23 protein-coding genes and 1 pseudogene are annotated in these 26171 nt (G+C 34.3%); 5 read left to right on the forward strand and 19 right to left on the reverse strand.

From position 1 onward, the window contains the following. Positions 1-171 precede the first annotated feature (171 nt). Together HMPREF2864_RS09015 and HMPREF2864_RS09020 are read right to left on the reverse strand one after the other, a co-directional pair. Positions 172-1449 carry a cation:dicarboxylate symporter family transporter gene (locus HMPREF2864_RS09015; RefSeq protein ID WP_002460267.1) on the reverse strand — a complete coding sequence of 426 codons (1278 nt, stop codon included), beginning with the start codon at positions 1447-1449 and terminating at the stop codon, positions 172-174. A 165-nt stretch (positions 1450-1614) separates the two neighbouring features. Next, positions 1615-1974 (reverse strand): DUF3139 domain-containing protein, encoded by a 360-nt coding sequence (locus HMPREF2864_RS09020; protein ID WP_002460268.1) that lies wholly within the window; start codon positions 1972-1974, stop codon positions 1615-1617. Positions 1975-2223: 249 nt separating this feature from the next. Between HMPREF2864_RS09020 and HMPREF2864_RS09025 the strand changes: the two are divergent. Further along, positions 2224-2651, forward strand: a pseudogene (locus tag HMPREF2864_RS09025) (MarR family winged helix-turn-helix transcriptional regulator). A 223-nt stretch (positions 2652-2874) separates the two neighbouring features. Here HMPREF2864_RS09025 and HMPREF2864_RS09030 read toward each other — a convergent pair. The 14 genes from HMPREF2864_RS09030 to HMPREF2864_RS09095 form a co-directional block, all read right to left on the reverse strand. Then, the gene (locus HMPREF2864_RS09030; protein WP_002460271.1) at positions 2875-4029 is read right to left on the reverse strand and encodes a nitrate/nitrite transporter; all 1155 of its coding nucleotides are present in this window, start codon (positions 4027-4029) and stop codon (positions 2875-2877) included. Between the two features lie 355 nt (positions 4030-4384). Then, positions 4385-5038, reverse strand: coding sequence for a nitrate respiration regulation response regulator NreC (gene nreC, locus HMPREF2864_RS09035; protein ID WP_002460273.1), 654 nt, complete (start codon positions 5036-5038; stop codon positions 4385-4387). Positions 5039-5058: 20 nt separating this feature from the next. Then, positions 5059-6093 (reverse strand): nitrate respiration regulation sensor histidine kinase NreB, encoded by a 1035-nt coding sequence (nreB, locus tag HMPREF2864_RS09040; protein WP_070545692.1) that lies wholly within the window; start codon positions 6091-6093, stop codon positions 5059-5061. A gap of 12 nt (positions 6094-6105) precedes the next feature. After that, entirely contained in the window at positions 6106-6555 is a 450-nt protein-coding gene (nreA, locus tag HMPREF2864_RS09045) for a nitrate respiration regulation accessory nitrate sensor NreA (RefSeq protein ID WP_070545431.1), read from the reverse strand. A gap of 22 nt (positions 6556-6577) precedes the next feature. Continuing rightward, on the reverse strand, positions 6578-7252 hold the full coding sequence (gene narI / locus HMPREF2864_RS09050; RefSeq protein ID WP_002478709.1) for a respiratory nitrate reductase subunit gamma: 675 nt from the start codon (positions 7250-7252) through the stop codon (positions 6578-6580). Continuing rightward, on the reverse strand, positions 7245-7820 hold the full coding sequence (narJ, locus tag HMPREF2864_RS09055) for a nitrate reductase molybdenum cofactor assembly chaperone (protein WP_002478708.1): 576 nt from the start codon (positions 7818-7820) through the stop codon (positions 7245-7247). Before narJ ends, narI begins: the two co-directional genes overlap by 8 nt. Continuing rightward, positions 7813-9366 (reverse strand): nitrate reductase subunit beta, encoded by a 1554-nt coding sequence (gene narH, locus HMPREF2864_RS09060; RefSeq protein ID WP_002460280.1) that lies wholly within the window; start codon positions 9364-9366, stop codon positions 7813-7815. Before narH ends, narJ begins: the two co-directional genes overlap by 8 nt. After that, positions 9356-13039, reverse strand: coding sequence for a nitrate reductase subunit alpha (locus HMPREF2864_RS09065; RefSeq protein WP_070545432.1), 3684 nt, complete (start codon positions 13037-13039; stop codon positions 9356-9358). The genes narH and HMPREF2864_RS09065 overlap by 11 nt, the downstream gene beginning before the upstream one ends. Before the next feature lie 254 nt (positions 13040-13293). Then, a complete protein-coding gene (gene cobA / locus HMPREF2864_RS09070; RefSeq protein WP_070545434.1) occupies positions 13294-14226 on the reverse strand; it encodes a uroporphyrinogen-III C-methyltransferase in 933 nt (310 codons plus the stop codon). After that, positions 14217-14531, reverse strand: a complete 315-nt coding sequence (gene nirD, locus HMPREF2864_RS09075) for a nitrite reductase small subunit NirD (RefSeq protein ID WP_002460283.1) — start codon at positions 14529-14531, stop codon at positions 14217-14219. The genes cobA and nirD overlap by 10 nt, the downstream gene beginning before the upstream one ends. 3 nt (positions 14532-14534) lie before the next feature. Further along, on the reverse strand, positions 14535-16940 hold the full coding sequence (nirB, locus tag HMPREF2864_RS09080) for a nitrite reductase large subunit NirB (protein WP_002460284.1): 2406 nt from the start codon (positions 16938-16940) through the stop codon (positions 14535-14537). 231 nt (positions 16941-17171) lie between these two features. Beyond that, positions 17172-17891 carry a sirohydrochlorin chelatase gene (locus tag HMPREF2864_RS09085; protein ID WP_070545436.1) on the reverse strand — a complete coding sequence of 240 codons (720 nt, stop codon included), beginning with the start codon at positions 17889-17891 and terminating at the stop codon, positions 17172-17174. A 185-nt stretch (positions 17892-18076) separates the two neighbouring features. Continuing rightward, on the reverse strand, positions 18077-18895 hold the full coding sequence (locus HMPREF2864_RS09090; RefSeq protein WP_002460287.1) for a formate/nitrite transporter family protein: 819 nt from the start codon (positions 18893-18895) through the stop codon (positions 18077-18079). Between the two features lie 311 nt (positions 18896-19206). Then, positions 19207-20211, reverse strand: a complete 1005-nt coding sequence (locus HMPREF2864_RS09095) for a YdcF family protein (protein WP_037545242.1) — start codon at positions 20209-20211, stop codon at positions 19207-19209. Between the two features lie 134 nt (positions 20212-20345). Between HMPREF2864_RS09095 and HMPREF2864_RS09100 the strand changes: the two genes are divergently transcribed. Genes HMPREF2864_RS09100 through HMPREF2864_RS09110 form a run of 3 tightly spaced genes read left to right on the forward strand, consistent with a single transcriptional unit; the run spans position 20346 to position 22489 of the window. Further along, positions 20346-21035: a lantibiotic protection ABC transporter ATP-binding subunit gene (locus HMPREF2864_RS09100; RefSeq protein ID WP_002492834.1), complete on the forward strand. Its 690-nt coding sequence runs from the start codon at positions 20346-20348 to the stop codon at positions 21033-21035. Between the two features lie 6 nt (positions 21036-21041). After that, the gene (locus HMPREF2864_RS09105) at positions 21042-21800 is read left to right on the forward strand and encodes a lantibiotic immunity ABC transporter MutE/EpiE family permease subunit (protein ID WP_237449018.1); all 759 of its coding nucleotides are present in this window, start codon (positions 21042-21044) and stop codon (positions 21798-21800) included. Continuing rightward, positions 21797-22489 carry a BsaG family lantibiotic immunity ABC transporter permease subunit gene (locus HMPREF2864_RS09110; protein WP_070545440.1) on the forward strand — a complete coding sequence of 231 codons (693 nt, stop codon included), beginning with the start codon at positions 21797-21799 and terminating at the stop codon, positions 22487-22489. The genes HMPREF2864_RS09105 and HMPREF2864_RS09110 overlap by 4 nt, the downstream gene beginning before the upstream one ends. Before the next feature lie 400 nt (positions 22490-22889). Here the strand turns inward: HMPREF2864_RS09110 and HMPREF2864_RS09120 are convergent, their stop codons facing one another. From HMPREF2864_RS09120 to HMPREF2864_RS09130, 3 genes are read right to left on the reverse strand one after another with little or no spacing between them, the layout of a single operon-like run. Continuing rightward, on the reverse strand, positions 22890-23369 hold the full coding sequence (locus HMPREF2864_RS09120; protein WP_002478698.1) for an SRPBCC family protein: 480 nt from the start codon (positions 23367-23369) through the stop codon (positions 22890-22892). Between the two features lie 53 nt (positions 23370-23422). Further along, on the reverse strand, positions 23423-24031 hold the full coding sequence (locus HMPREF2864_RS09125; protein WP_002460296.1) for a thioredoxin domain-containing protein: 609 nt from the start codon (positions 24029-24031) through the stop codon (positions 23423-23425). Positions 24032-24052: 21 nt separating this feature from the next. Beyond that, on the reverse strand, positions 24053-24412 hold the full coding sequence (locus HMPREF2864_RS09130; protein ID WP_002478697.1) for a DUF4467 domain-containing protein: 360 nt from the start codon (positions 24410-24412) through the stop codon (positions 24053-24055). Between the two features lie 252 nt (positions 24413-24664). Here HMPREF2864_RS09130 and HMPREF2864_RS09135 point away from each other — a divergent pair, with 252 nt between their 5' ends. Beyond that, a complete protein-coding gene (locus tag HMPREF2864_RS09135; RefSeq protein WP_070545442.1) occupies positions 24665-25912 on the forward strand; it encodes an aminoacyltransferase in 1248 nt (415 codons plus the stop codon). Positions 25913-26171: the final 259 nt, after the last annotated feature.

The raw sequence follows: 26171 nt of genomic DNA on the forward strand, positions 1-26171 counted from the left end.
CTCAGATGAGTTGAATTCAACTCATCTGAGCGCTATTTTTCTGAGATTTATGTCCCAGACCCTTTCTGACATTTATATCCCAGACCCCTTTGTTAAAATTTGATTATTTTTACTTGTTACCATAAAAAAACCGAGCTCAATGGCTCGGTATAAAAATGTCAGATTTATTTTTTAAATTGATTCTAAGTATTTTTGTCCTTTTTCTTTGTCGTAAACATTTTCCCATTTTGCAATAACTACTGTTGATAATGCATTACCACAAACATTGACACATGTACGTACCATATCAAGAATACGGTCAACACCAATGATTAGTGCTAGTCCTGCTGCCGGTATATTCATCGCACCTAACGTTGTTAATAGTACAACGATGGACGTACCAGGAACAGCCGCCATACCTTTAGATGTTACCATTAATGTCACCATCAACATAATTTGTTGGGACAATGTAAGATGATGGCCATACATTTGCGCCACAAATAATGCGGCAATCGATTGATACAATGCTGAACCATCTAAGTTAAAGGTATATCCAATAGGTATAACAAAAGATACAATATCTTTTGGTGAACCAAATTCTTCCATTTTCTTCATCATACTAGGCAATACTGCCTCAGAACTAGATGTTGAAAAGGCTAATAAAAGTTCACTTTTCAGTATTTTAATAATAGATAAAATACTAACTCCGCACATTTTAGCTACAATACCTAAAACAACAAGTATAAAGAATACCATTGCAAATACTACTAATAATACTAATTTCAATAAAGGTAAAAGTGCTGATGCACCAAATGTAATAATTGTTGTACAAATAAAGGCAAATACACCTAATGGTGCTAATTTTAAGATTTTATTAATCATCCAGAATACAGCATCTAGTGTCCCACTTAAGAATGCCTTAACAGGTTCACCCTTTTCTCCGATTGCTGCCAATGCTAAACCAAAGAATACAGCAAAGAAGATAATCGGTAATAATTCACCTTTTGTTAAAGCTTCGAAAAAGTTAGTAGGTACAATATTTACAATTGTATCAATGAAATGATTACCATATGTAGAATGTTCAGCTGCTTGTGCTGTTGTTTGATATTTTGAGATATCGCCAGAAGGTAATTTAGAACGATCTAATCCTTGACCTGGTTTAAACAAGTTCGCAAGGATAATACCTAATGCAATTGCGATTGTTGTTATAATTTCAAAATAAAGAATTGTCTTCCAACCATATCGTCCAACTGTTTTAGACTCACCTACACCGGAAATGGATAAAGCAAGTGAACAGAACACCACTGGAATTACAATCATTTTTATGAGATTAAGAAATACATCTCCAAATGGTTTAATGTAATTCGCAACTTGGTCTTGTCCATAAAGTAAAAGTCCGACGATAACCCCTAATACTAATGCAATTAATACTTGCATTGGTAAACTTATTTTTCTCTTGAATAGAGCCATACTGCAACCCCCTCATCTGACATCGCTTCATTATATCATTTATAAATAAAATTGGATATAAATTTTTAAAATATTACAGCGATAATGTTTAAATATTCTGTTATTTAACCGTATTAACATATCAGATACGCGTATATTGTAGCGCATCTGATAGTGTTTTTTAACTTATGGTTTATAGTTTTGGTCAAATGTATTATGTTTCGCACCCTTAATATTTTTCTTTGTTTCAGTATCGAAACCTTCTAAGAAAATACCTTTTCGTGTGCTAATTGGCTGAACAACATAAGTTAATTTTGGCTCATCTTTAAACACGATTTCTTTATAGTATACACCTTTTTTGGCACTATATTTTGTTTCCTCTTTTTTAATTAATCCTTTAAGATGCTTATCTTCTATGTAACTATCCACAAGCTGAATATTTTTATGACTTTGATACATTTTCATTCCAAAAAAGAAAGCAATTGCGACTACTAAAGAAATCACTAATATGATGATAATTCTGGTGATAACCTGCTTTTTGGTCATTGTAAATCTCCCTTTACTAAAATCTTTAACATGTCCGTTAAATTAAGGTACTATTCAAACTATTATGAATGAAACAGCACGATTTTTAAAGTATATCACTTCACTTGTAACAAATTTTTCTTAAAATATGTGAAATTGTTTACAAATATATTGTATATCAACTATAGATTTTATAATTATAAACTAATTGCATAAAACCTTGACATCCCTAACTATTCCTACTATTGTTATGGGATAAGGAGTGATTAAATGCAGCATAAAGAAAGCTATTTAGACAATCAGCTATGCTTTTTACTATATGTATCATCAAAGGAAATCATCAAAAAATACACCACGTATTTAAAAGAACATGACCTTACTTATACAGCTTACATCGTTATCATGGCTATAGAAGACAAAGAAAAACTGAATATTAAGACATTAGGTAATCGAGTTTATCTTGATTCAGGTACACTTACGCCTTTATTAAAAAAACTCGAAAAAAAGGTATTGTCACACGCATACGTGAAACAAATGATGAACGCAACTTGCAAATTTCACTAACTGAGCAAGGTGTAGCATTAAAACCTGAATTAGCTTCTATTTCAAAAAATGTATTTTGTGATGCAGGCGTTAGCAAAGAGGAAGCACAAAAGCTCATCAAAATTATGCATCAATTTGTTGTAGATAATTTTTAACAATGATGATTACAAGCGATTAAAGTGACTATTCATTAACTCATTATTAGATGATACTTCTTGGCTGCTCATTTCAATCACTTGATGCAACATTTTATTGTTATATACTAATGATTATACTTATAAAAAGCCCTTGTTCATTGCGCACGTTTAACATCGCAAAGAATAAGGGCTTCTAAAACGTTGAGCAAGCAACTAGTCATAGGCTTATACTAACTTGATTTTATACATATTCCTTTTTATATAAGTGAAACATTGTAGCAAAAGCCACGACCCCAAATAATGCAAGTAAAATAAATGCTAAATGACTTGTGCCAGTTAGAGACTTTGCCAACGAAATAATCAAAGGTGGGAAAAAGCCCCCGAGGCCTCCCATCATAGAAACGATGCCATTCGCTGTACCTGATTCTTTAGAAAAGTATGATGGTACAAGTTTGAATACAAGACCATTTCCAATTCCTGCACATACACTTATCATTAAACAACCAATGGTAAAGAGTGCGATATGATCTGATACCCCCAAAATAATTGCACCAATAATTAAAAATATAAAGTCCATCATTAATCCTTTTACGGCATTAAATTTATCACCTATCATACCTCCAATTGGACGTAAAAATGTAGCTAAAGCAATAAATACACCCGACCGAATACCCGCATCTACTTTATCTATAGTGAAATGATGCACTAAATAATTCGGTAAAAACAAACCAAATGCCACAAAAGCACCAAATGTGATAAAGTACCATAAACTTAAATAATATGTTCTATAATTACCAAATAAATCCTTCATTTGTGCGATTAAAGGAATTTTAACCTTCGGCTCTTTTCCATCTCCACATAAAAACATAATCAATGCAAAGACAGCTATAAATATAAGATAAAAGCGTACAGTTGTTTGCCAGCCAATAATCCCTGCAATAGGTGGTGCTAAAAAGGAAGATACTGCTGTACCAATATTACCTACACCATAAATACCATTTGCTAAACCAACTTTATCTTTAGAAAAATACTTCGGTATTGACGTTACACCCACAGAAAAGATGGCACCACCAACACCTAGAAAGAAACCAGATGTCATAAGCATGCCAGGTGTTTGTGCAAGACTCAAGAAGTAAATTGGAAATAATAGCACAATAAAACTACTGAAAAACACCCATTTTGCGCCAACCACATTGGTTAAATAACCAAATGGAACACGCAATATTGAGCCTAAAATTACTGGAATTGCTACAATAATTGATATTTGCACATCACTTACTTTAATATCTTGCGACATGAATGGCATTAATGGAGATATAATACTCCACGCCATAAATCCAACAACTAGACTCAATGTTTGTAAACCAAGTTGAAAGGCACCTTTTGTCCTAAACATTTTTTCACCTTCATTATTTATGTAATTAGTGTTAGTACATGCATGAGGATAGCAATCAACTATATGACATCACACACCCTACTTGAGACATATTTCTATAACACATACCAACTATAATTAAAGTTTATAATCCTTGTGAAAAATTGAACATAAGGATAATCCCTGATGTTTATAGGCAATTTCCCTATTTGTTATCGGTCGCTATTTATGTCATTTTAGTTCTGATATAAAAAATGCACAAAGACAATTTTTAATTTCAAATCATCTTTGTGCTATTATTTTGAGATTGATGTCCAACCTGTGTATGTTATTTCACTTTTTATTTTCTTGTTATACACCATCAATTTAAATAAGATCAAAAATCTAATAACTTTTTCTTGAGTGCATATTCTACAAGTTCTGGCTTAGATTTTAAGCCTAATTTTGACATAATATGCGTCTTATGTGCTTCTACCGTTTTAACGGAAACAAAGAGCTTTTCTGCAATTTCTTTATTGCCATAACCTTTAGCAATTAATGGTAAGATTTCCAATTCTCGTTTCGATAATATTTTAAAAGGATCATTTGTAGTGCCAGTATCATATTGTGGCTGATTGACAAACTCATTAACGAGAGATGTTGTCAGCTTCATATCCACATACATCTCACCTTGATAAACAGTCCTTACTGCTAAGATTAGCTGTTCATCTGGTGCATTTTTTAGTATATAACCTTTAGCACCATTTCTTAGAACATGGAATAAATATTCTTCGTCATCATACATCGTTAATATTAAGATTTTTGTTTCTGGAAAACTGTCTGCAATTTTACTTGTAGCAATTAAGCCTGATTCGCCAGGAGGCATACTTAAATCCATAATTAACACGTCAGGCTTATGCTCCATAACCTTTTGATATGCCTCTACGCCATCAGCAGCAGTATCTACAACTTCCATATCGTCTTGAAAATTCAGAATCATTGAAAACCCTGTGCGCACTACTGCATGGTCGTCTGCTATAACTATTTTCAATTGAATTCCCCTAACCTACATTAAATTGGTATTTCTAATGTAATAATTGTTCCTTTGCCAATTTGAGTATCAATATTTACATTACCATTGACTAGCTCTGCACGTTCATTCATGCCATATAAACCTAGACCTGTTCCTTTAGGCTGTGACTGAGGGTTAAAGCCCACACCTTGATCAATCACTTCTGCAATGATGTGATCACCTGTATCTTGGATACTCACATCAATGTGATTCACGCTAGCGTATTTCAAGGCATTTAAAATACTTTCTTGCACAACTCGATACACAACGGTTTCAATGTCGCTATCATAGCGCTTACCCTGAATATTCGCCTGATAACTAATGGCTAATCCATAGGTTTGTTCAAAGTGTTTAAAATAAGATTTAAAAGCTGCTTCTAAACCTAAATCATCTAAGGATGATGGCCGTAATTCGACAGAAATATTTCTAATATCGTCGATTAAATTGGCCATCAAGCTTTCAACTTGTTGGGCTTTATCGGTAATTAATACTTTATCTTGTTGATATTTTAATAATCTCAATTCAATATTAATATTTAATAATTCTTGCACAACACTGTCATGTAATTCTCGAGAAATACGTTTACGTTCGTTCTCTTGAGCGGCAATTACTTTTCGAATCATTTGACGTTGATACATTTTTTCTTGACGCTCAATTTGTGGAGAGATATTTTGCAAAGTAAACGCATAAATACCTTTTACGTCATCGATACATTGATATGTCGCAGTAAAAGGTTGTACCTGTTGATCTACAGTTTTCATAAACACTTGGAAGTTTGCATTTGTTGGTTGAGTCGTATCCATAAAACAATTCATACAGCTTTTTAATGCAAATTCGTTGGAATAGCCCTCACACTGACGACAAATTGCATTGGTCATGGTACTGTAATTGTTGTCTTCTGAAATAATTTCCTTTGCTGCATCATTCATTGCGATAACTTTACCGTATTTGTCTACAAAGACAATCTTTTCCTGTGTTGTTTTATAATATTGTTGTAATAACTGCTCTAATTGTTCTTCATTAATATTGAGCACTCCTATCACCTATCATCCTTCTGAAAATACGCTTAGTTTACCTTGAATATTAACCTTATCAAAATTGTCTGGCAATGGCTTATTTTGACGTTGACCAAGCAATAATACGCCCCATAACTCATTTTCAAACCATAGTGGAATCGCAATCAAACTCGTTAAATTTTCACTTAGTAAAATGGGGTACTTTAAGCGCTCTTCAAAGCCAATCTCTTGATCAACCTGCTCAATGATCATTCTTTTACCTGTTTTCATTACCATACCAGCGAGGCCACACCCTTTTTTTAAAACAATTAGCTTATATCTATCGTTGGTATTGCCAGAAACAAATTGCCATTTAATTGGTGCGCCTGAGCGAAAGCGTTCTGGTGTCGCTATCGCAGCAAAATCATAGCCTTCACATTGTCTTAAAGTTTCTAAATCTGCTTGCAAACTGTTCGTTTCAATATAAGATCGAGGAGACAATATATTAACCCTTTCTTTAATGTTATTTATGTTTACGATAAATGATATACCGACGATTCACATATGATAATGGTACGCTCCATACATGGACTAACCTTGTAAATGGCCAACATGCCAGAATTGTAAATCCTAATAAGATATGACACTTAAATGATAGTGGGACATGATTCATCAACATGGCATCCGGTGAAAATGTAAATAGATGTCTAAACCAAATTGATATCGTTTGGCGATAATCAAAATCTGGCGTAACCGCATTTGTAACTAACGTCGAATAACATCCCATAAAGATAATAATGAGTAATAAGAGATTAACAAATATATCTGATGCTGAACTTAAGCGTCTAACATTCTTAAGTGTTAAGCGTCTACTTGTTAACAACAACATGCCAATCAACGTCATTATACCAAAGATACTACCAATATACACAGCGCCAAAGTGATACAAATGATTGCTAACACCTAAAAACTCTATCCAGTGTGCTGGAATGGCTAAACCAACAACATGCCCCAAAAACACAGGAATGATACCTAAATGAAATAATAAACTTCCCCATTTCAATTGTTTCTTCTCAATTAATTCGCTTGATTTAGCTGTCCATGAAAATTGATCATATTTATACCGCGCGATATGACCAATTACAAAAATAGCAACACAAAGATAGGGATAAATCACCCATAAAAATTGATTAAGCATGTGTTGTCACCCCTTTTGGTGCTTCAAGACATTCTTTTAATGTCTGACGCAAAGCACGGACCACATAGGCATACGGATTGTGATCCTCAGCCAACAAGTTTGCCATCGTATACGTGCCATCTTCAATAATCATAATGACTAACTGAATATTATCTTCCGCACGTGGATCATCATGCCATTGTGCCACATGTAAAAACTGCAACATTAGCGGTAAATAATCAGACAGTTCATTATCAACCATTTTCAAGCCAAACATCTCATATAAGACCTTTAATTTAGCCAACATCTGCCCGCGTTCTTTTTGTGTATCAAATTTATTATATGTCATATATAATGGTGCCTTCTTACTAAAATCAAAGGTATCCGTGTATATTGCCTTAATTTCTGATAAAGTGTACTGTTCCATCATTGTGCGATAAGCAACAAGGTCGGCATATGCAGGATGTGAAGGCGCTATGGTCTCTTGAAAGATATTTTGATTGAAAGTGATTTTTTCTGGAAAATTCAGTTGCTGTGCAATATAGCCAAAACTATCTTGATATTGTCTAAAATTTGCAAGATTAATCACGGAAAATACCTCCATAGAAATGATCATTATAAACTTCTTGTCCTGTCTTTCCAGAACCTACTGCTACGCCACAACCTTCACAATTTTCTCCAAAATATTCTCCACCATACCCTTGGCTACCTTGTGCACGATACGTATCTAAGTAAGTTTCTTTGTGTGATGTAGGCACTACAAATCGCTCTTCATATTTAGCTATACCTAACAAGCGATACATATCTTTTAACTGCTGCTCAGATAAGCCTAATCTTTCTAATTTATGCATCGCAAATGGTTGATTCGTTACTTGAGCACGCATATAACTTCGCATCATTGCCATGCGTTGCAAAGCTTCTTTCACTGGTTTCGTATCTCCAGCTGTAAACAAGCTTGCTAAATACTCAACAGGTAAACGCATTTCATCAATTGCTGGGAAGATCATATCTGGATCTTGCTTAGCACCTTTACCTTCAAAATAACTCATGATTGGACTAAGCGGCGGACAATACCATACCATAGGCATCGTTCTATATTCGGGATGTAGCGGAAAGGCCAACTTATACTCTATAGCCAACTTATATACCGGAGAATGTTGAGCTGCTTCGATCCACTCATGGTTAATGCCGTCCTTTTCAGCCTGTGCAATCACATCTTCATCAAATGGATTTAGAAAAATATCAAGTTGCTTTTCGTACAACGCTTGTTCATTTTCAGCAGATGCCGCTTCATGCACACGATCTGCATCATATAAAAGCACACCTAAATAACGCATACGACCCGTACATGTTTCAGAACAAACTGTAGGAAGCCCGGCTTCAATTCTTGGAAAGCAGAATGTACATTTTTCTGCTTTATTTGTCTTCCAGTTAAAATAAACTTTTTTATATGGACAGCCAGTCATGCAATAACGCCAACCACGGCAGGCTTCTTGGTCAACAAGTACAATACCATCTTCATCCCGTTTGTACATTGCACCAGATGGGCATGATGCCACACAACTTGGATTTAAACAATGTTCACACAAACGTGGCAAATACATCATAAATGTTTCATCAAATTGAAACTTGATATCTTCTTCAATTCGTTGTATATTAGGATCTTCTGGTCCAGTAACATGTGCACCTGCAAGATCATCTTCCCAGTTAGGACCCCATTGTAAATCCAACTTATCACCTGAAATAACTGAATGTGCTTTTGCTACAGGAGAATGTTGCCCTTGTTTAGCTGTTGTCAAATGTTCATAATTGTAAAACCATGGTTCATAGTAATCTTTAATTACTGGCATATCAGGATTATAGAAGATTTTTCCTAAAGCAATTTTTGACCAGCGACTCCCTGATTTAAGTTGAAGTTTGCCTTTATTGTTGCGCACCCAACCGCCTTTATATTGCTCTTGGTCTTCCCAACGTTTTGGATATCCAACACCTGGCTTTGTTTCTACATTATTAAACCACACATACTCCGCACCCGGTCTATTCGTCCATGTATTTTTACATGTCACACTGCACGTATGACAACCAATACATTTGTCTAAGTTCAATACCATTGCAATTTGTGCTTTAATCTTCAAGCCAATTGACCTCCTTCATTTTTCTCACGGCCACATAGATATCTCTTTGATTGCCAATCGGTCCATAGTAGTTAAAGTGATAGCTTATTTGTGCATATCCACCAACCAGCTGTGTCGGTTTTAAATGAATACGAGTTGGTGCATTATGAGAACCGCCTCGCGTATCTGTGATTTCTGAGCCAGGTGTTTCAATATGCTTATCCTGTGCGTGATACATAAACATTGTTCCTCTAGGCATTCGATGAGATGTGACGGCACGCGCAGTCACAACACCGTTTCTGTTATATACTTCGAGCCAATCATTATCACTAATGCCATGCGCCTCGGCATCTTCATTTGATAACCAAACAACAGGTCCACCTCTAAATAATGTCAGCATGTGCTGATTGTCTTGATAAGTCGAGTGGATATTCCATTTACCATGTGGTGTTAAGTATCGTAATACTAGGGCATCTTGTCCGCCTTTTACTTGTTTATCTCGTGTGCCAAAGACCATCGGCGGTAATGTCGGTTTGTATACTGGTAAACTTTCACCAAATTGCTGAAATATTTCATGATCAATATAGTAGCTTTGTCTTCCTGTTAATGTTCTGAAAGGAACAAGTCGTTCGATATTTGTTGTAAACGGTGAATAGCGACGGCCATTTTTATTTGATCCAGGAAAAACGGCAGTTGGAATCACTTCTCTAGGTTGTGCAGTAATATTTAAAAATGATAGCTTTTCGGCTTCACGTGCGCTAGAAATATCTTTCAATGGCATACCGGTTTGTTGTTCTAAATCGGTATATGATTTTTGAGATAACTTACCATTCGTCGCAGATGAAACATTTAAAATCGCATCAGCCACTTTCCTTGCTGTATCGATACGTGGACGTTGATTTCTGATTGATGTTATGTCGTCATCATTCCAAGTTCCTATCATACTTTTTAGTTCCTCATATTGTTCACCCGCATGATAACTCACACCATGCGCACCTATTTTCCCGTTTTCCAACAAAGGTCCTAACGTAACAAATTTGTTATATATTTGAGTGTAATCCCGTTCAACTACAGTAAAATTAGGCATTGTGCGTCCGGGAACTGCTTCTATTTCTCCTTTAGACCAATCTTTGACTTGACCTAATGGTGTTGAAATCTCTTGCTTAGAATCATGACCTAATGGTGTAGTCACAACATCCTTATAAGTACCTGGCAAATAATCTTTTGCCATTTCTGAAACTGCTTTACTTAATGTCTTATAGATATCCCAATCTGAGCGCGATTCCCATAGTGGATCTATTGCTGGATTGAATGGATGTACGAAAGGATGCATATCCGTTGATGAGATATCATGCTTTTCATACCAAGTTGCAGCTGGCAACACAATATCTGAATAGAGTGGTGTAGCTGTCATTCTAAAATCTAATGATACTAATAAATCAAGTTTGCCTATTGTATCGTCTCGCCAAGTAATTTCTTCAGGCTTATCATGCTCATTAGGTTCAGCCATCAAGCCAGATTTAGTACCTAATAAATGCTTCATAAAATATTCTTGCCCTTTTGCAGAGCTTGAAATTAAATTTGAACGCCAAACAAATAATGTTTTAGGATGATTCTTCTTCAAATCAGGATCTTCAATTGCAAACTGTGTTTCTTTATTTTTCACGGCATCAACTGCACGTTGAATAATTGCTTCGTTTGACGCATCGCCAGCTTCTTTCGCCTCTTCTCCAAAGAGTAAGCTGTTTTTATTAAACTGTGGATAAGATGGTAACCAGCCTAAGCGAGCAGCAGTCACATTGTAATCAGCAGGATGCTGGTGCTTAACATGTTGTGCAAGAGGTGAAGTTAAACTAGCTACATTGGATTCTTCATATTTCCATTGATCAGTCGCAAAATAAAACCAACTTGTACCATTTTGTAAGCGTGGTGGTGCTTGCCAATCTTTGGCAAAGGCAACCGTATTCCATCCTTCAATAGGACGACATTTTTCTTGTCCAACATAATGTGCCCAGCCTCCACCATTTACACCTTGACAGCCACATAACATGACCAAATTTAGAATTGAGCGATAAATGGTGTCAGAATTAAACCAATGATTAATACCTGCACCCATAATAATCATCGAGCGACCACCAGTTTCTATCGCATTTTGCGCAAACTCTCGTGCAATTTGAGTCACAGTCGATGCTTTAACACCAGTAATTGATTCCTGCCAAGCTGGTGTATACTTGGATTGCTGGTCATCATAGGATGTTGCCTCCATGGCATGATTGAAACGCTGTATACCATACTGACTGGCCATCAAATCATAAACTGTCGTCACTTGAACGTTTTGACCATTGGCTAACTGTAACGTGTATGTTGGAATTGGTCGCTTAAAGATTCCATCACCATCGCTATCAAAATATGGAAATTGAATGGTTTTGATGTCATATTCAGTATTCGCCATCGTCAGTGTTGGATTGATTGTTTGACCATCATCAGTTTCCAATTTAAGATTCCATTGTTTACCTTCTTCCCAACGTTGTCCCATCGTGCCATTAGGTACCACAAACTGTTGGCTCTCTAGATCATAAATCATTGGCTTCCATTCATTATTGTCACTGTCAATACCTAAGTCACTTGCACGTAAAAATCGCCCTGCTTTATAGACTTGCTTATCTTGGTCTAACATAATAACAAACGGCATATCCGTATACTGTTTGGCATAATTAATAAACATTTCATTCGGCTCATTTTGGTAAAATTCTTGTAAAATCACGTGTGTCATCGCCTGAGCAATTGCAGCATCAGTACCTGGATGCGGTGCCAGCCAGTTGTCGGCAAACTTTACGTTTTCAGCATAATCCGGAGCGACCGAAATAACTTTAGTTCCTTTATAACGTACTTCGGTCATAAAATGCGCGTCCGGTGTACGTGTAAGAGGTACATTTGATCCCCACATAATAATGTAAGCTGCATTGAACCAATCACTTGATTCTGGTACATCTGTTTGTTCACCCCATATTTGTGGTGATGCAGGTGGTAGGTCAGCATACCAATCATAAAAACTCAACATTTCTCCACCTAATAAACTAATAAATCTAGCTCCAGCAGCATAACTAATCATCGACATAGCTGGAATAGGTGTAAATCCAGCAATTCGGTCTGGTCCGTCTTTTTTTATCGTATATAAAAGCTGCGCCGCAATGATATCTGTGACATCTTTCCAACTAGCTCTGACGTGTCCACCCATACCTCTTGCTGATTTATATTGCTTAGCTTTTTCTTCATCTTCAACTATTGAGGCCCATGCTGCAATGCGATTACCGTTGTTTTCTTCAAGTGCTGTAGTCCATAAATCCAATAGTTTACCTCTAATATAAGGATATTTAACACGCAACGGACTATACTCATACCAAGAAAATGATGCACCACGAGGACAACCTCTTGGTTCAAATTCAGGCATATCCGGACCACAACTTGGATAGTCAGTTTGTTGATTTTCCCAAGTAATCACGCCATTCTTCACAAAAACTTTCCAGGAACATGATCCTGTACAATTGACCCCATGCGTAGTACGAACGACTTTGTCATGGCTCCAACGTTCACGATACATTTTCTCCCATTCTCTGCTTTTACTTTCTAAAATGGACCAATTACCGTTAAATTTTTCAGTTGGCTTAAAAAAGTTCAATCCAAATTTCCCCATCTATATGTCCTCCCGTAAAAGGTTTAACACGAGTGCTACATTCAACATTCATATCATTGTCTTAGTTACATTGTATATTTTTTCACAAAGTTCTAATATTAGGGAATTGCCTAATTGCCTTAGTTGAAACCCTAAATTTTCAAAAATAAAAAGAAGCGAGACAGAATTCATAATGACTTCTGTCCCGCCCCGGCGAGTTTAACTGCCAATATATAGTTTATAGCCTAAAACATAGTGATGTCCCAGACTCACACTTACTCCATATAGATATAATCACACTGATGTTGTGCGATGATATGTTGAAATAAATCGTGCTGACTTTGATGTGCTGTCTCACTTGGTTGTATCAGACATGGTGTTCCTATATCTGCTAAATGTTCAGCTTGTATTAGCGCCTGTTCTTTTTCACCTACGAGTATCTTTAATATGCTATCTCTGCTGTTAGCCTTAGGTATTTGTGACATATGTTCTACGATAGGACCAACCAAACAAATGCCAGGTTGTCCTTCTAAATTTATCTTAGTTAATTGCGCTTCGATGGTTGATAAACGCCCTATTACGGTTGTTTCGTTATACCAAGAAGCATTAAAAATCACTGCAATTGGATAATCTTCAGTTGATACCGCAGTAATTTGTTGAATAATATGCCCTAAACGCTTAACTCCCATATAAATGGCAAGTGTACCACCATTGCGTAAATTTCTAATATCTGTTTCATTGCTGACATCATCTTTGAAATGCCCTGTTGAAAAAGTGACACTTGGTGCAACTTGACGCATCGTTAGTCCGACATTCATAGTTGCTGCTGCAGCACTCGCAGACGTAATGCCTGGGACAATTTCTACTTCTATCGCTTGTTGTTTTAATGCCTCAAGCTCTTCATAAACACGACCAAATATCGCAGGATCACCACCTTTTAATCTAACAACATGTTTATATTGATGTGCCGCAGCAATCATTTTATGATTAATCTGTACTTGTTGAATGTGTTTATGGTATGGCTTTTTACCGACATTAACGAAGACTGCTTTCTCTGACGCATACTGTAAAATAAGTGGATTGACTAAACGGTCATACAATATAATATCCGCTTCTCTAATTAAACGTTCTGCTTGTTTCGTTAATAAATTAGGATTTCCTGGACCAGCGCCTACAAGATATACCTTGCCACCATTGGCTATAGACATACGTAGACATCTCCGTCAATAACTTCTACTGGATATACGGTTACACAACCTTCATCAGGTTCTTGAACTTCACCAGATGCTAAATCAATTTTTTGATCATGCAGGGGACAGTATACATATTCACCACTGACCGTTCCTTCTGACAAAGGACCTTGTTTGTGCGGACAAACATTATGAATAGCATGAATATGACCACTTTCAGTTAGAAATATACCTATTTCATTACCATCAACAATGACCTTTTTCCCAATTAAAGGTGTTAAATCATCGATTGTTAATACTTTTACTTTTTCTCCTGTTCTCATCGTTTACACCTTCTCAACTTCAAAGATTTTTTGTGCATGTTTATTGTGAACAATTGCTTGCCAAGGTTCTTCTGAAACTGCTTGTTTCGCATCCATGATACGTGTATATAATGCATCTTGTCTTTCAGGATCCAACAACACTGCTTTAACATTATCGAAACCTAAACGCTCTAACCAAGGAGCTGTACGCTCTGCATACACACCTGTTTCACGGTAATATTGCATCAATGCACCGCAAAGTTTAATCACTTCATCTTCTGTAGCTACAGTCGTTAAGAATTGACCTTTGGTTACTTCTGTACCACCGTTACCACCAATATAAATCTGGAAGCCATTTTCAACAGAAATAACACCAAAGTCTTTAACCCCTGATTCTACACAACTTCTTGGACAACCTGACACACCCATTTTAAATTTATGTGGTGTGTCGATATATTCAAATGTTTTTTCTAAACGAATTCCTAAACGCGTCGTATATTGTGTCCCAAATCGACAAAACTCTTTACCAACACAGCTTTTAACAGAACGAGTTTTCTTTCCATAGGCAGATGCAGAACGCATGCCTAAATCTTGCCATACTTGTGGTAATTGTTCTTTTTTCAATCCATATAATCCGATACGTTGTGAACCAGTAACTTTAACTAGCGGTACATCATATTTTTTGGCTACTTGTCCAAGACGTATCAATTGATCTGCATCTGTGACGCCTCCACGCATTTGAGGTATGACTGAAAACGTACCATCATTTTGAATATTGGCATGATAGCGTTCATTAGCAAAACGTGACTCACGTTCATCTGCATGTTCATGAGGATAGACCATATTTAAATAGTAATTAATAGCTGGTCGACATTTAGGACAACCATTTTTATCTTTAAAGTTCAAGACATGTCTCACTTCTTTAGATGTCTTTAAGCCTTTAGCTCTAATTTGTGTGACGATTTGATCTCTAGTCAGTTCTGTACAGGCACAGATTCCTGTTGGCTTAGCAGCGTAAAAGCCATCACCAAGCGTATATTCTAGAATTTGGCTGATTTGCCCTTTGCATTTTCCGCATGAATTACCCGCTTTAGTCATTTTAGTCACTTCTGCCACAGACGTTAAACCTTTAGATTTAATTGCATTTACAATGGTGCCTTTATCTACACCATTACAACCACATATCGTTTCGTCATCGCTCATATCAGCAATTGATAAACCAGCATCGTCACCTTTTTTCTGTAATAGTGCCATTAACGTATAATCTTCAAGTGATTCATGCTTTTTCATCATGCTATAAAACCTAGAGCCATCGTCCGTATCACCGTATAGTACAGCTCCCACAACCGCTTGGTCTTTTAAAAACACTTTTTTATAAACGTTATCTACGCTATTAAATGCTTCTATACCGTGTACGTCTTCATCTTCAACAATTTGTCCAGCACTGTATAAATCGCACCCAGATACTTTTAAGGATGTGAATGTTGTAGAGCCATGATAGCCCTCTGTTTTTCTACCAGTTAAATAATCGGCTAACACTTTGCCTTGTTCATATAAAGGTGCAACAAGTCCATATACGTGTCCTTGATGCTCAGCACACTCTCCAACAGCATAAATATGTGCATCACTCGTTTGTAAATAATCATTAACGACAATACCTCTGTTGACCTCTAGTCCAGCATCACGGGCAACTTGCACATAAGGTCTGATACCCACTGCCATCACAATAAGGTCTGTTTCTATCACACGACCATCTGCTAATTTAATAGCTTCAACATCATCTTGACCAATAATTTCTTGTGAGTTCGCTTGTAACTCAATCTTCATACCTTGTTGTTCCAAATCCGCTTTGAGTAATGCGCCCGCCTTTGCATCTAATTGCATTTCCATCAACCAATCTGCTAGATGTAAGACAGTAACTTCCATGCCTTGATCTAATAATCCACGCGCACATTCTAATCCAAGAAGACCGCCTCCAATAACGACGGCACGTTTTTTCGTTTGTGCAATTGTCATCATTTGTTCAGTATCTTTAATCGTTCTCCAACCGATTACACTTGGCAAATCAGCCCCTGGAATAGGTAATACAAAAGCAGATGAGCCTGTGGCAAAGATACAAATATCATAAGAAACCGTTAGCCCTTTTGATGTTACAACATATTGTCCTTCGCGATTAACGTGCTCAACTGGGTCATCGATAATTAAGTTAATATCATGCGCTTTGTACCAATCAAATGGATTCATAATTGTGTCGTCAATCGTCATTTTATTTTGTAAAATATTGGATAGCATGATGCGATTATAGTTAGGATAAGGTTCTTTACCAATCACTGTAATGTCAAAGGTTGAATCGGAACGCTCTAGTATTTCTTCTATCGTGCGTATACCTGCCATACCATTACCTATCAACACTAATTTTTGCTTAGCCATAATGTCGCCCCTTTTAATCTTTTAAAGATTGCTGGAAATACCTATGCCCTTAAAGGTTCATTAACTTGATTAATAATATTCCAGCTATCACTTTTCAATTTTATTGTAGACCAATACAGGCCATTTTTGTGAATAAAATCACAAAATTAGGGAATTCCCTAACATAAAAAAACAACCAATAAAGTGCGAAACTTTACTGATTGTTACTGATATCATCTTTAATTATTTTCTTTAAAATGATAATTCCTCAAGACGTGCGCTAATAATATCTTTCAAAAGCGGATCGAAATTCAGAGATGGTGTAATAAGCAATTCTGATTGTATGTCCATTTGCGCGATTAGTTTTTTTACTTTATTCACTAAGCGTCCATCATATAAAAACATCGGCACGATAATTAACTTGGAAAAACGCTTAGCTAACTTATCCAAATCATTTTTAAAGCTTATATCGCCATACAATGTTCTGGAGAATACAGGATAATCTGTAGCTAGCTGATGATTAAAGGTTTCTAATTCATCATGTGCTTGTGTATAAGAGCGGCTACCATGTGCGATTAAAACAACTGCTACTTTACCTTTGTCATCTTTGTCGATATGAACTTGTTCAATGCGTTGTTGAATAATTTCCTGCATTAATGCATGCGTTCCTAAAGGCTGACTTAAGCGATAGTTAATATTTGGATGTTGCCCCTTTATTTGTGCTAATATTTCTGGAATATCCACTAAATAATGCATGGCAGAAAAGATGAGTAGTGGCACAATTTTAAATTCTGTTTCTCCTTGATTCAAATAATGCGTCATGATGCGTGAAATACTTTTTTCTTCACTTTCAATAAACGCCAAATCATATGGATAGCTTTCATGCTCTAACAATTGAGCCACAAAGCCTGTTAATGCCTCATTTTGATCTCCTTGACGCATGCCATGCGCGACTAAAATATTCGCTACCATCGTATCCCCCCGATACATGATTAATAATGTTGATTAAAATAATAAGATTTAATGTATTATAAGTCAATATTTTTCTAAAAAAGGAGCGTAACGTCCTACATAAAAGTCTGTTACACTCCAAAGATGTATTTAGAATTTCTAAAATATAATCTATATATTTCATTATAGCATCTACATCATTTTAATTATTTAACTAAACTATCTCGTGTACCATTCAGGTATGCATATACGAAACCAATAAAGATACCGCCACCTATATAGTTACCAATAAATGCAAAAACAACATTTTTCAATACACCTAACCATGACAAAGCATCCAAATTAAAGAAAGCCATACCTGCATATAATCCTGTATTAAAGACAACGTGTTCATAACCCATAAAGACAAAGACAATCACGCCACACGCAATGAAGAATGCTTTGGCTAAACCTTCTTTAAACTTCATAGAGACAAAAATACCAATATTGATAAAGAAGTTACAAAAAATAGCTTTAACTAAAATATTGTACCATGTCGAATCAATCGTTTTCTTATGTACCAATGCCGTTAAACTTTGAATCATTTCAGGTGTCATAATATGAGCAAATTTCATCAAGAAAAATAAAAAAATCCCACCAATAATATTACCAATAAAACAAAAAGTAATCACTTTCATTATTTTAGACATAGAAATCACTTTATAATACCAGCCCACAGTCAAGTACATAAAATTACTCGTCAATAGTTCTGAATTAGTTAATACGATCAATACTAAGGCTAAGCTAAATGCGATTGCACCAAGCAAATTAACCAGCCCGTCATTAGTTCCGGCAAACTGTGTCTTAACAGCAAACATAAATACTGTTACAATCGCCAATAAAAAGCCAGCCATGATCGCTTTTACCATATATCTCCCTGGCGTCTTATCAAGCATGACTTCCTTCATTTGCACTTGACCAGCTGCACTTTCAATTTGTGCACGTGTCGCATGTGTGTCATCAAGTGTCTTTGCATTTTTTAACATCTAAACTTCCTCCTATGTATGTCATCATTTAATATAGACCTATTATATCCATAAAGACATAATAAAACTATAAAGCTTTAAAAAATACACATAATATATGAAAATTTTAAAAATTAAAATGTAACATACTATAAATTTATCGCTTTTGAAATAATACATGTATTTTCTATGAAAAGCAGCTTATGTATCACACAAATTCTAAATAAATCGACATTCTATATTTGAAACTAAAACATATAAAAAGCTTCCATTAAAGATTGAGCTCAACGCCCTCCCTAATGGAAGATCCTTATATTACTATATTAAATCTTTTAAATATTTACCATTGTAAGAATATACCATGCGATACTAGCCAACATAATTACAAGATGAAACCACCAATCCATTTTAATAATGGCAATCACTTCTCTAATAAAAGCATTGGTGAAAAAATAGCTTTTCGTTTTACTGCCAACGCTGTAAAAATTTTTAAAATGCAATTTTTTCGCTAAAAACATCGCTCTTAGAATATGAAAATCATTTGTGCATATTAAAATATTAGGTTTATTTAATGGTAAATTTTCTATCATTTCCTTAGAAAAATATAAATTTTCATATGTCGTTTTCGATTGTTGTTCACAAATAATCTCATCCTCAACGATACCTTTATCTACTAGATATTCCTTCATAGCAACTGACTCAGGTCGCAGCTCATCATCACCCTGGCCACCACTCACTAAAAACAAATGCTGCTTATTATTTTGCTTTTGATAAATTTCTAAGCCTGCATTAATTCTACTAGCTAAAAGTGGTGTAACTTTATTATTTATTAAACCGGATCCTAGCACTAAAAAAATATCAATAGACTTATTGCTATTTAATGTTGAATAAAATATAGCTAAAAGCCAGCAGCTCAATATTAAGCCAAAAAAATACGTAAATATTAACGTAGTGAATAAATATGTTACAAATATATATTTTGACACATCATTGTTAACGATAAACGATACTGGAAATAAAGCAATCAAAATTACAATCCACATCGCTAACGATAAACTCAAAAAGTTTGTAAGACGACTGCCTTCATTTTTCAATAATTTTTTACTATCCCAAAATAAATAGAGAATAAAGGCGATAATCACGAGCATTGACAATAATAAATAACTACTTAAAACCATTAAGTTAAAATCAAATAATCTATTCAAATAATAAGATACTAAAATATACATTAAAACAATGATAATAGACGTACAGTAAATATTAAGTCGACTATTTGCTTTAAACAGTAAATATGCTATACCTAAAAGAATGAAAACAACCAATAATAATATATACATTTTTCCTCCTTTAATTAAATTCACTATAACACAACAATGTTTAAATGATTACTTATTTTGTTACTTACAAAAGTGTAAGTAGTAATATTTTTTTCTCGTGCTACGATGAAATTAATCACAGAGGAGGTATCTTAATGAACACTTACAAAATAGAAACCAAAAATTTATCCAAAAAGTTCAAAAACAATGTAGTCTTAAATGATATTAATTTAAAAGTTGCTCCAAACGAAGTCTATGGCTTATTAGGTATTAATGGCGCTGGAAAATCAACATTACTTAAAATCATTTGTGGTATATTATCCAGCTCACATGGCGAAATATTTTTAGATGGCGCACAGATGGTCAGAAATGATTTATCAAATATTGGCTCGTTAATAGAGTCCCCGCCCACTTATAACCATCTAAATGCTTATGATAATCTAAAAATCGTAGCTTTAAATGAAAATATACCTTTTGACAATATTCCACAAGTATTAAAAAAGGTCAAACTGAAAGTAGATAAACAGAAAAAAGTTAAAGATTTTTCACTGGGAATGAAACAACGTTTAGGCATTGCAATGGCGCTAATAAAAAAACCAAAGTTATTAATACTCGATGAGCCATCAAATGGCCTTGACCCTTATGGTATACAAGATTTAAGAACATTATTGAAAGATTTAACTCAGCAAGGTACAAGCATCATCGTATCAAGTCATATACTTTCCGAAATACAAATATTAGCTGATCATATCGGTATTATTCACAACGGTAAATTAAAGTATCAAAAAGAAAATAATACTAATGAAAATCTAGAAAAAATATTTTTCGATATTACAAAGGAGTAAATTATGATGAAAAATTTAAAGACTGAATTACTTAAATTAAAAAGTTCCTCAGCTATGTATATGCTCATTTCATCGCCATTAATATTTTTAGCTTTTGCAATATTTACGGCGTTATTTGCTCAAGGTCAACCTGATAAGAATGAACTTTCTCCATATTTATCTTTGACGTTTAATTTATGGCCGTTTTTCGTGATACCTATACTTACATGTATCATTGCTAACTCTCTCCTCAATATGGAAATAAAAAACAATCATTTTTCTTATTACAAAAGCAACAATTGGTCTATTAACAGCATGATTAAAAACAAAATCATTGTAACCATCATAGGCTTTATCATTCATGCTATCTTGATATTTATCGTTTCAATGATTGGTAACGCATTAACTTCTGGCGCTCCAATAAACCCATTACTAATATTCGTGACGATAACACTTATTTTAATTTCTAGTTTATCGTTGATACCTATAAACTTTATTTTAGTAAGAAATACAGGTGTTTTTCTTGCGATATTTCTAAATCTTTTTTTATCAATATTAAGCATAATTACTATAACTATGACAAAAATATTTTGGATTCTCCCTTGGTCTTATATCGGTAGAATTCCATTAATCACTTTATCATTACATCCAAATGGTACTTTATTATCTAAGTCGAGCCCATTTTTTAATGATTTACATGCTTTATTAATCGTTTTAATCGTAAGTACCATTTATTTCGTTGCATTTTTCTTCTTAAATAATAATAAATCTTGGAGGATAAAATGATAAATGAATTTAAAATCATAAAATTAAAATTTATATCAGACATTTTAACCTATATACCACTCATGTTTACACTTTTTTATATTTTATGTATTGATCTCTATTTAGGTCCCTCATGGCATAAAACAGCTATTCAAATATATACTGGTTGCTTTAATGCGATTACGCCATTAATATTGTCCATCACAGTGTTTCAGACAATTAAATTTGAAGAGGGCATAGGACATTTCAACCATATTTTAAGTAAGACTAGCCGTTTATCATGGGCTCTAGCCACACTCATGTATATTTATATAAACTACGTCCTATCGTTAATCATTTCTACTTTAAATTTAATCATCATGAGTGAAAACTTAAATATTAGCTTATTTTACTTATTGACTAGTCTGCTATTTAATATTTTAATAACAGTCATCATATTTATGATCGGTCTCTTTATCAAAAGCGTGCTTGCAATTGTTGGAGGTATATTTAGTGTAATATTTAACATCTATTTTGGTATGGAAGTTTTAGGCGACCAGTCATGGTATTACATGCCAATCACATATGCTGCACGCTATATTCCTATGTATATCCAAAATAGTGTACCTTATGTTTTAACGTTAATCCTATATGTTATGAGTTTAATCATTATTTGTGGCTTTTTAATGCTAACCATTAAGAAATGGTCAGGTAGAAAAATTAATGATTAATTTATAAGGTACATCGTATTGATTATGAGGCTCATATAAGCAATATTTATCAAAACTTACAGTATAAGGAAAAATGCTATTAACGAATTGAAATAGTTCATTCATTAATAGCATTTCCCAATATATTCTTATAATAATAGGTTAAGTTGTTCAACATACCTATTGACGTTTGAGTTTTGATAAAATTTTTAATCCTAAAGCAAAGTAGCCATAGCCAAGCGCTAGTCTTAAGAGATATTTTAATGAAGGACTTTTAATCCACTTAGAATTAAATATTAATGTCGGTACCAATGTACTATATGCATATAAGACTAAAACTTTTAAATATCTTGATTTCATTGTTATCAACCTCTTTTCAAGATTATTTTAACGTAATCGCATTAATTAAAGCGTGTCATTTTCATGACAATTCTTTTTTTAGTAGTCGTTCAAGCTGAGTTAAAGTCTTTCGCATACCAGTTTCAACACCCATGGATAACGCTTGTTCAGCAGCTGTCGCAGTTGGAAAAATAGTCGTAGACGTCACTTCTGTTTGTTGCTTATTCAATTGTTTGAATTCTAATACCACTTTCATCCCTGGTAATCGTGTATCTTTATCACCGTCTTTTGTAGCAAAGAAATCAAAGTAAACAATCTGATACGGTGCTTGAACCATATGGTATTCGGTTAATGTATAACTAGTCGCTTCTGGTGTTGTAATAGCATAAAATGCTTTTCCACCAGTCACCGCTTCAAAATGATAGACCTTAATTTTAGCACCTGGTGGATGAAACCATTGTTCAAATAGTGATTGTATTGTATAAGCCTTGAACACTTCAATGATAGGAGCATGAAATGTTATATGCGCAATGATTTGATTTAATTGGCGTTCAATGTGCATATGACCTATCCTCCTTTATATGTTAGTTGATCAATATGTTTTTTACGAAGTGCTTATTTATCAAGTTGTTGTTCCCAGCTTTTTATATCATATGGGTCTTTTACTTTTTTACCATTAATAAATACAGTTGGTGCTTTGGATATATGATGCTTCTTATATAATTGTTTATCTTTATCAGCCGCTTTCCATGACTGACTATTTTCTTGTTTATAATCTGCTTTGATTTTGTGCTTTTGTTGTTGACTAATATTAAGTTGATCTATTTGTTTGTCGATTAATTTTGGTGTAATCCATTCTTTGTCATCATTTTTTTCTTGTGCAGCGTATATTTTTTGTTGAAAATCTAAATATGCTTGTGGGGCAATAGCATTAACTGCATGGCCTGCACGCGCACCAATAATGGAATCTTTACCTAAAAAAGCCATGTTGATGAATTGATAGTCTGCTTTACCTGTATCAATATATTTCTTTTTAATTGTTGGCATGACTTGTGTTTCTACTTTTTTACAATATGGGCACTTGTAATCGCCATACTCAACGATAAGGGGTTTATTATGTTTAGTAGCTTGTGGTGCACTTGGAGCGTCTTTCTTTTGTTGTGCACATGCACTTAAAATAACTAAAAAAGTCAATAATAATATGATGGGTAATCGTTTTTTCATATGTGCTCCTTAACGTTTAGGTTAGTTCATATTTTCTTCTTTATAATCTGGATCGTGCTTTTGAATATATCCCTTTGCATCGAAATTTTCTTTAAAACTTATCGTTTTACCACTAAATTGATACGCATAATAGTGAATCTCATCATTATCACTAAGCGGTTTATATCCTAAAATGACATATTTGCCATGTTCAAAGACATAAATGTTAGCATCCTTTTTATCAAAATGCTTAACGACGTCGCCTTGATCATGTTTTGCTAAACGTTCTTGCTTATCATCTTGCATTTTAACCGCCTTATCTATCTTTTCGGTATATTTACCACTGCTGCAAGCTGTCAGCAGTAGAACGATTAATGTTAAGGCCATTGCTAACTTTTTCAAGTTATTCACTCCTAAGCTTTTAATTTATTTAATCTAGGATTCCCTATCATCCTTTAATACATGTCTAATCATACAACGATACGGGCAAACGTGCCAGTTGAAATAACAAGTTAATAAATGTTAAATAATATAATATTACTTTTATTCCATTTTCGAACTTATACAACTAAAGTATGATGGAATAATATGTGTATTTATAATGTAATTTTGTTACACTATACCTATTCAGTAAAATAGAGGAGTAGATTTAATATGAAGTTCATGACTATCACTGCAGAAGAATTCGATCAATTTACAAAAACACATTTTTCACATTATACCCAATCAAGTATGCATTACCTCACTCGCTCAGAAATGAAACATGATGTTCATTTGGTTGGCGTAAAAGATGACCAGAATGAAGTAATTGCTGCTTGTCTATTAACGGAAGCACCTGCCTTACGCTTCTTTAAATACTTTTACACCCATCGCGGTCCAGTCATGGATTACAGCAATATTGAATTAGTTCATTATTTCTTTAAATCTCTCACAAACTTTTTAAAACAACGCAATTGTCTTTATGTCCTTGTTGATCCATATATTTTAGAGAACTTACATAACGCAGATGGTGAGATTTTAAAATCTTACGACAATCGTGCAGTAATAAAAACATTAGAAGATTTAGGTTATAAACATCAAGGCTGGTCAGTTGGCTACGATATGATGAGTCAAATTCGTTGGCTTTCTGTACTGGATTTAAAAGACAAGAACGAAGATCAATTGATGAAAGAAATGGATTATCAAACGCGTCGCAATATTAAAAAAACCTATGAAATGGGTGTCAAAGTTAAAACATTGCCGATTGAAGACACGCATACGTTTTTCGAGTTATTCCAAATGGCTGAAGAAAAGCATGGTTTTTCATTTAGAGATGAACCTTACTTTATAGAAATGCAAAAAATATACCAAGATCATGCAATGCTAAAATTGGCTTATATCGATTTAAATGATTACTTGGCTACGTTAAAGGCAGATCGTGATAAATTGAAGCAACAGCTTTCAGACATAGAAACTGCTTTACAAGAGAGTCCAAACTCTAAGAAAAATAAAAATAAACATACACAAGTAACGCAACAAGTTGCAAGTAATCAACGCAAAATTAAAGAAACTGAAACTCAAATGGATAAAGAAGGTCATATCTTAAATTTAGCGGCTGCATTATATATCTATAACGACCATGAAATGTATTATTTATCCAGTGGTTCAAATCCAAAATACAATGCTTACATGGGTGCATATCGTTTACAATGGGAAATGATTAAATTTGCGAAAGAACATCATCTCGACCGTTACAATTTCTACGGTGTTACTGGAGACTTTAGTGAAGATGCCGAAGATGCTGGCGTACAAAAATTTAAAGAAGGCTTTAACGCTCAAGTATATGAATACATTGGAGATTTTATTAAACCAATTAAACCGGTATTTTATAAACTACAACAATTTATCGCACATAGAAAATAATTAGTTGGGTCAGGTTACCTAAAAAATTAAGAAGCAGGACAAAATTCATATAAAAATATCCAGTAAATAACTTTTATAAATTCATTTACTGGCTTCTTTATTTACTCGTATTGTTGGCTCGCTTTCTTAGGGGACAGCTTCACCTTGTCTTGTACTCCAAAGTGTCTCACCAAAATACGGCGCATTTATATGTAATTTTATATCAACATACTTAAAAACAGTCTGGGACATAATTATGTTTTAAGTTATGAACTCTATA

It is taken from the genome of Staphylococcus sp. HMSC059F04, from assembly GCF_001812565.1.
GTDB classification, from domain to species: domain Bacteria; phylum Bacillota; class Bacilli; order Staphylococcales; family Staphylococcaceae; genus Staphylococcus; species Staphylococcus lugdunensis.

Bases quoted from the DNA above. Each gene is read 5' to 3' on its own strand.
- HMPREF2864_RS09015 (WP_002460267.1), bottom strand. From the start codon at position 1,449: ATGGCTCTATTCAAGAGAAAAATAAGTTTACCAATGCAAGTATTAATT.
- HMPREF2864_RS09020 (WP_002460268.1), bottom strand. From the start codon at position 1,974: ATGACCAAAAAGCAGGTTATCACCAGAATTATCATCATATTAGTGATT.
- HMPREF2864_RS09030 (WP_002460271.1), bottom strand. From the start codon at position 4,029: ATGTTTAGGACAAAAGGTGCCTTTCAACTTGGTTTACAAACATTGAGT.
- narI (WP_002478709.1), bottom strand. From the start codon at position 7,252: ATGCTTAATCAATTTTTATGGGTGATTTATCCCTATCTTTGTGTTGCT.
- HMPREF2864_RS09065 (WP_070545432.1), bottom strand. From the start codon at position 13,039: ATGGGGAAATTTGGATTGAACTTTTTTAAGCCAACTGAAAAATTTAAC.
- cobA (WP_070545434.1), bottom strand. From the start codon at position 14,226: ATGTCTATAGCCAATGGTGGCAAGGTATATCTTGTAGGCGCTGGTCCA.
- nirD (WP_002460283.1), bottom strand. From the start codon at position 14,531: ATGAGAACAGGAGAAAAAGTAAAAGTATTAACAATCGATGATTTAACA.
- nirB (WP_002460284.1), bottom strand. From the start codon at position 16,940: ATGGCTAAGCAAAAATTAGTGTTGATAGGTAATGGTATGGCAGGTATA.
- HMPREF2864_RS09085 (WP_070545436.1), bottom strand. From the start codon at position 17,891: ATGGTAGCGAATATTTTAGTCGCGCATGGCATGCGTCAAGGAGATCAA.
- HMPREF2864_RS09090 (WP_002460287.1), bottom strand. From the start codon at position 18,895: ATGTTAAAAAATGCAAAGACACTTGATGACACACATGCGACACGTGCA.
- HMPREF2864_RS09095 (WP_037545242.1), bottom strand. From the start codon at position 20,211: ATGTATATATTATTATTGGTTGTTTTCATTCTTTTAGGTATAGCATAT.
- HMPREF2864_RS09100 (WP_002492834.1), top strand. From the start codon at position 20,346: ATGAACACTTACAAAATAGAAACCAAAAATTTATCCAAAAAGTTCAAA.
- HMPREF2864_RS09105 (WP_237449018.1), top strand. From the start codon at position 21,042: ATGAAAAATTTAAAGACTGAATTACTTAAATTAAAAAGTTCCTCAGCT.
- HMPREF2864_RS09110 (WP_070545440.1), top strand. From the start codon at position 21,797: ATGATAAATGAATTTAAAATCATAAAATTAAAATTTATATCAGACATT.
- HMPREF2864_RS09120 (WP_002478698.1), bottom strand. From the start codon at position 23,369: ATGCACATTGAACGCCAATTAAATCAAATCATTGCGCATATAACATTT.
- HMPREF2864_RS09125 (WP_002460296.1), bottom strand. From the start codon at position 24,031: ATGAAAAAACGATTACCCATCATATTATTATTGACTTTTTTAGTTATT.
- HMPREF2864_RS09135 (WP_070545442.1), top strand. From the start codon at position 24,665: ATGAAGTTCATGACTATCACTGCAGAAGAATTCGATCAATTTACAAAA.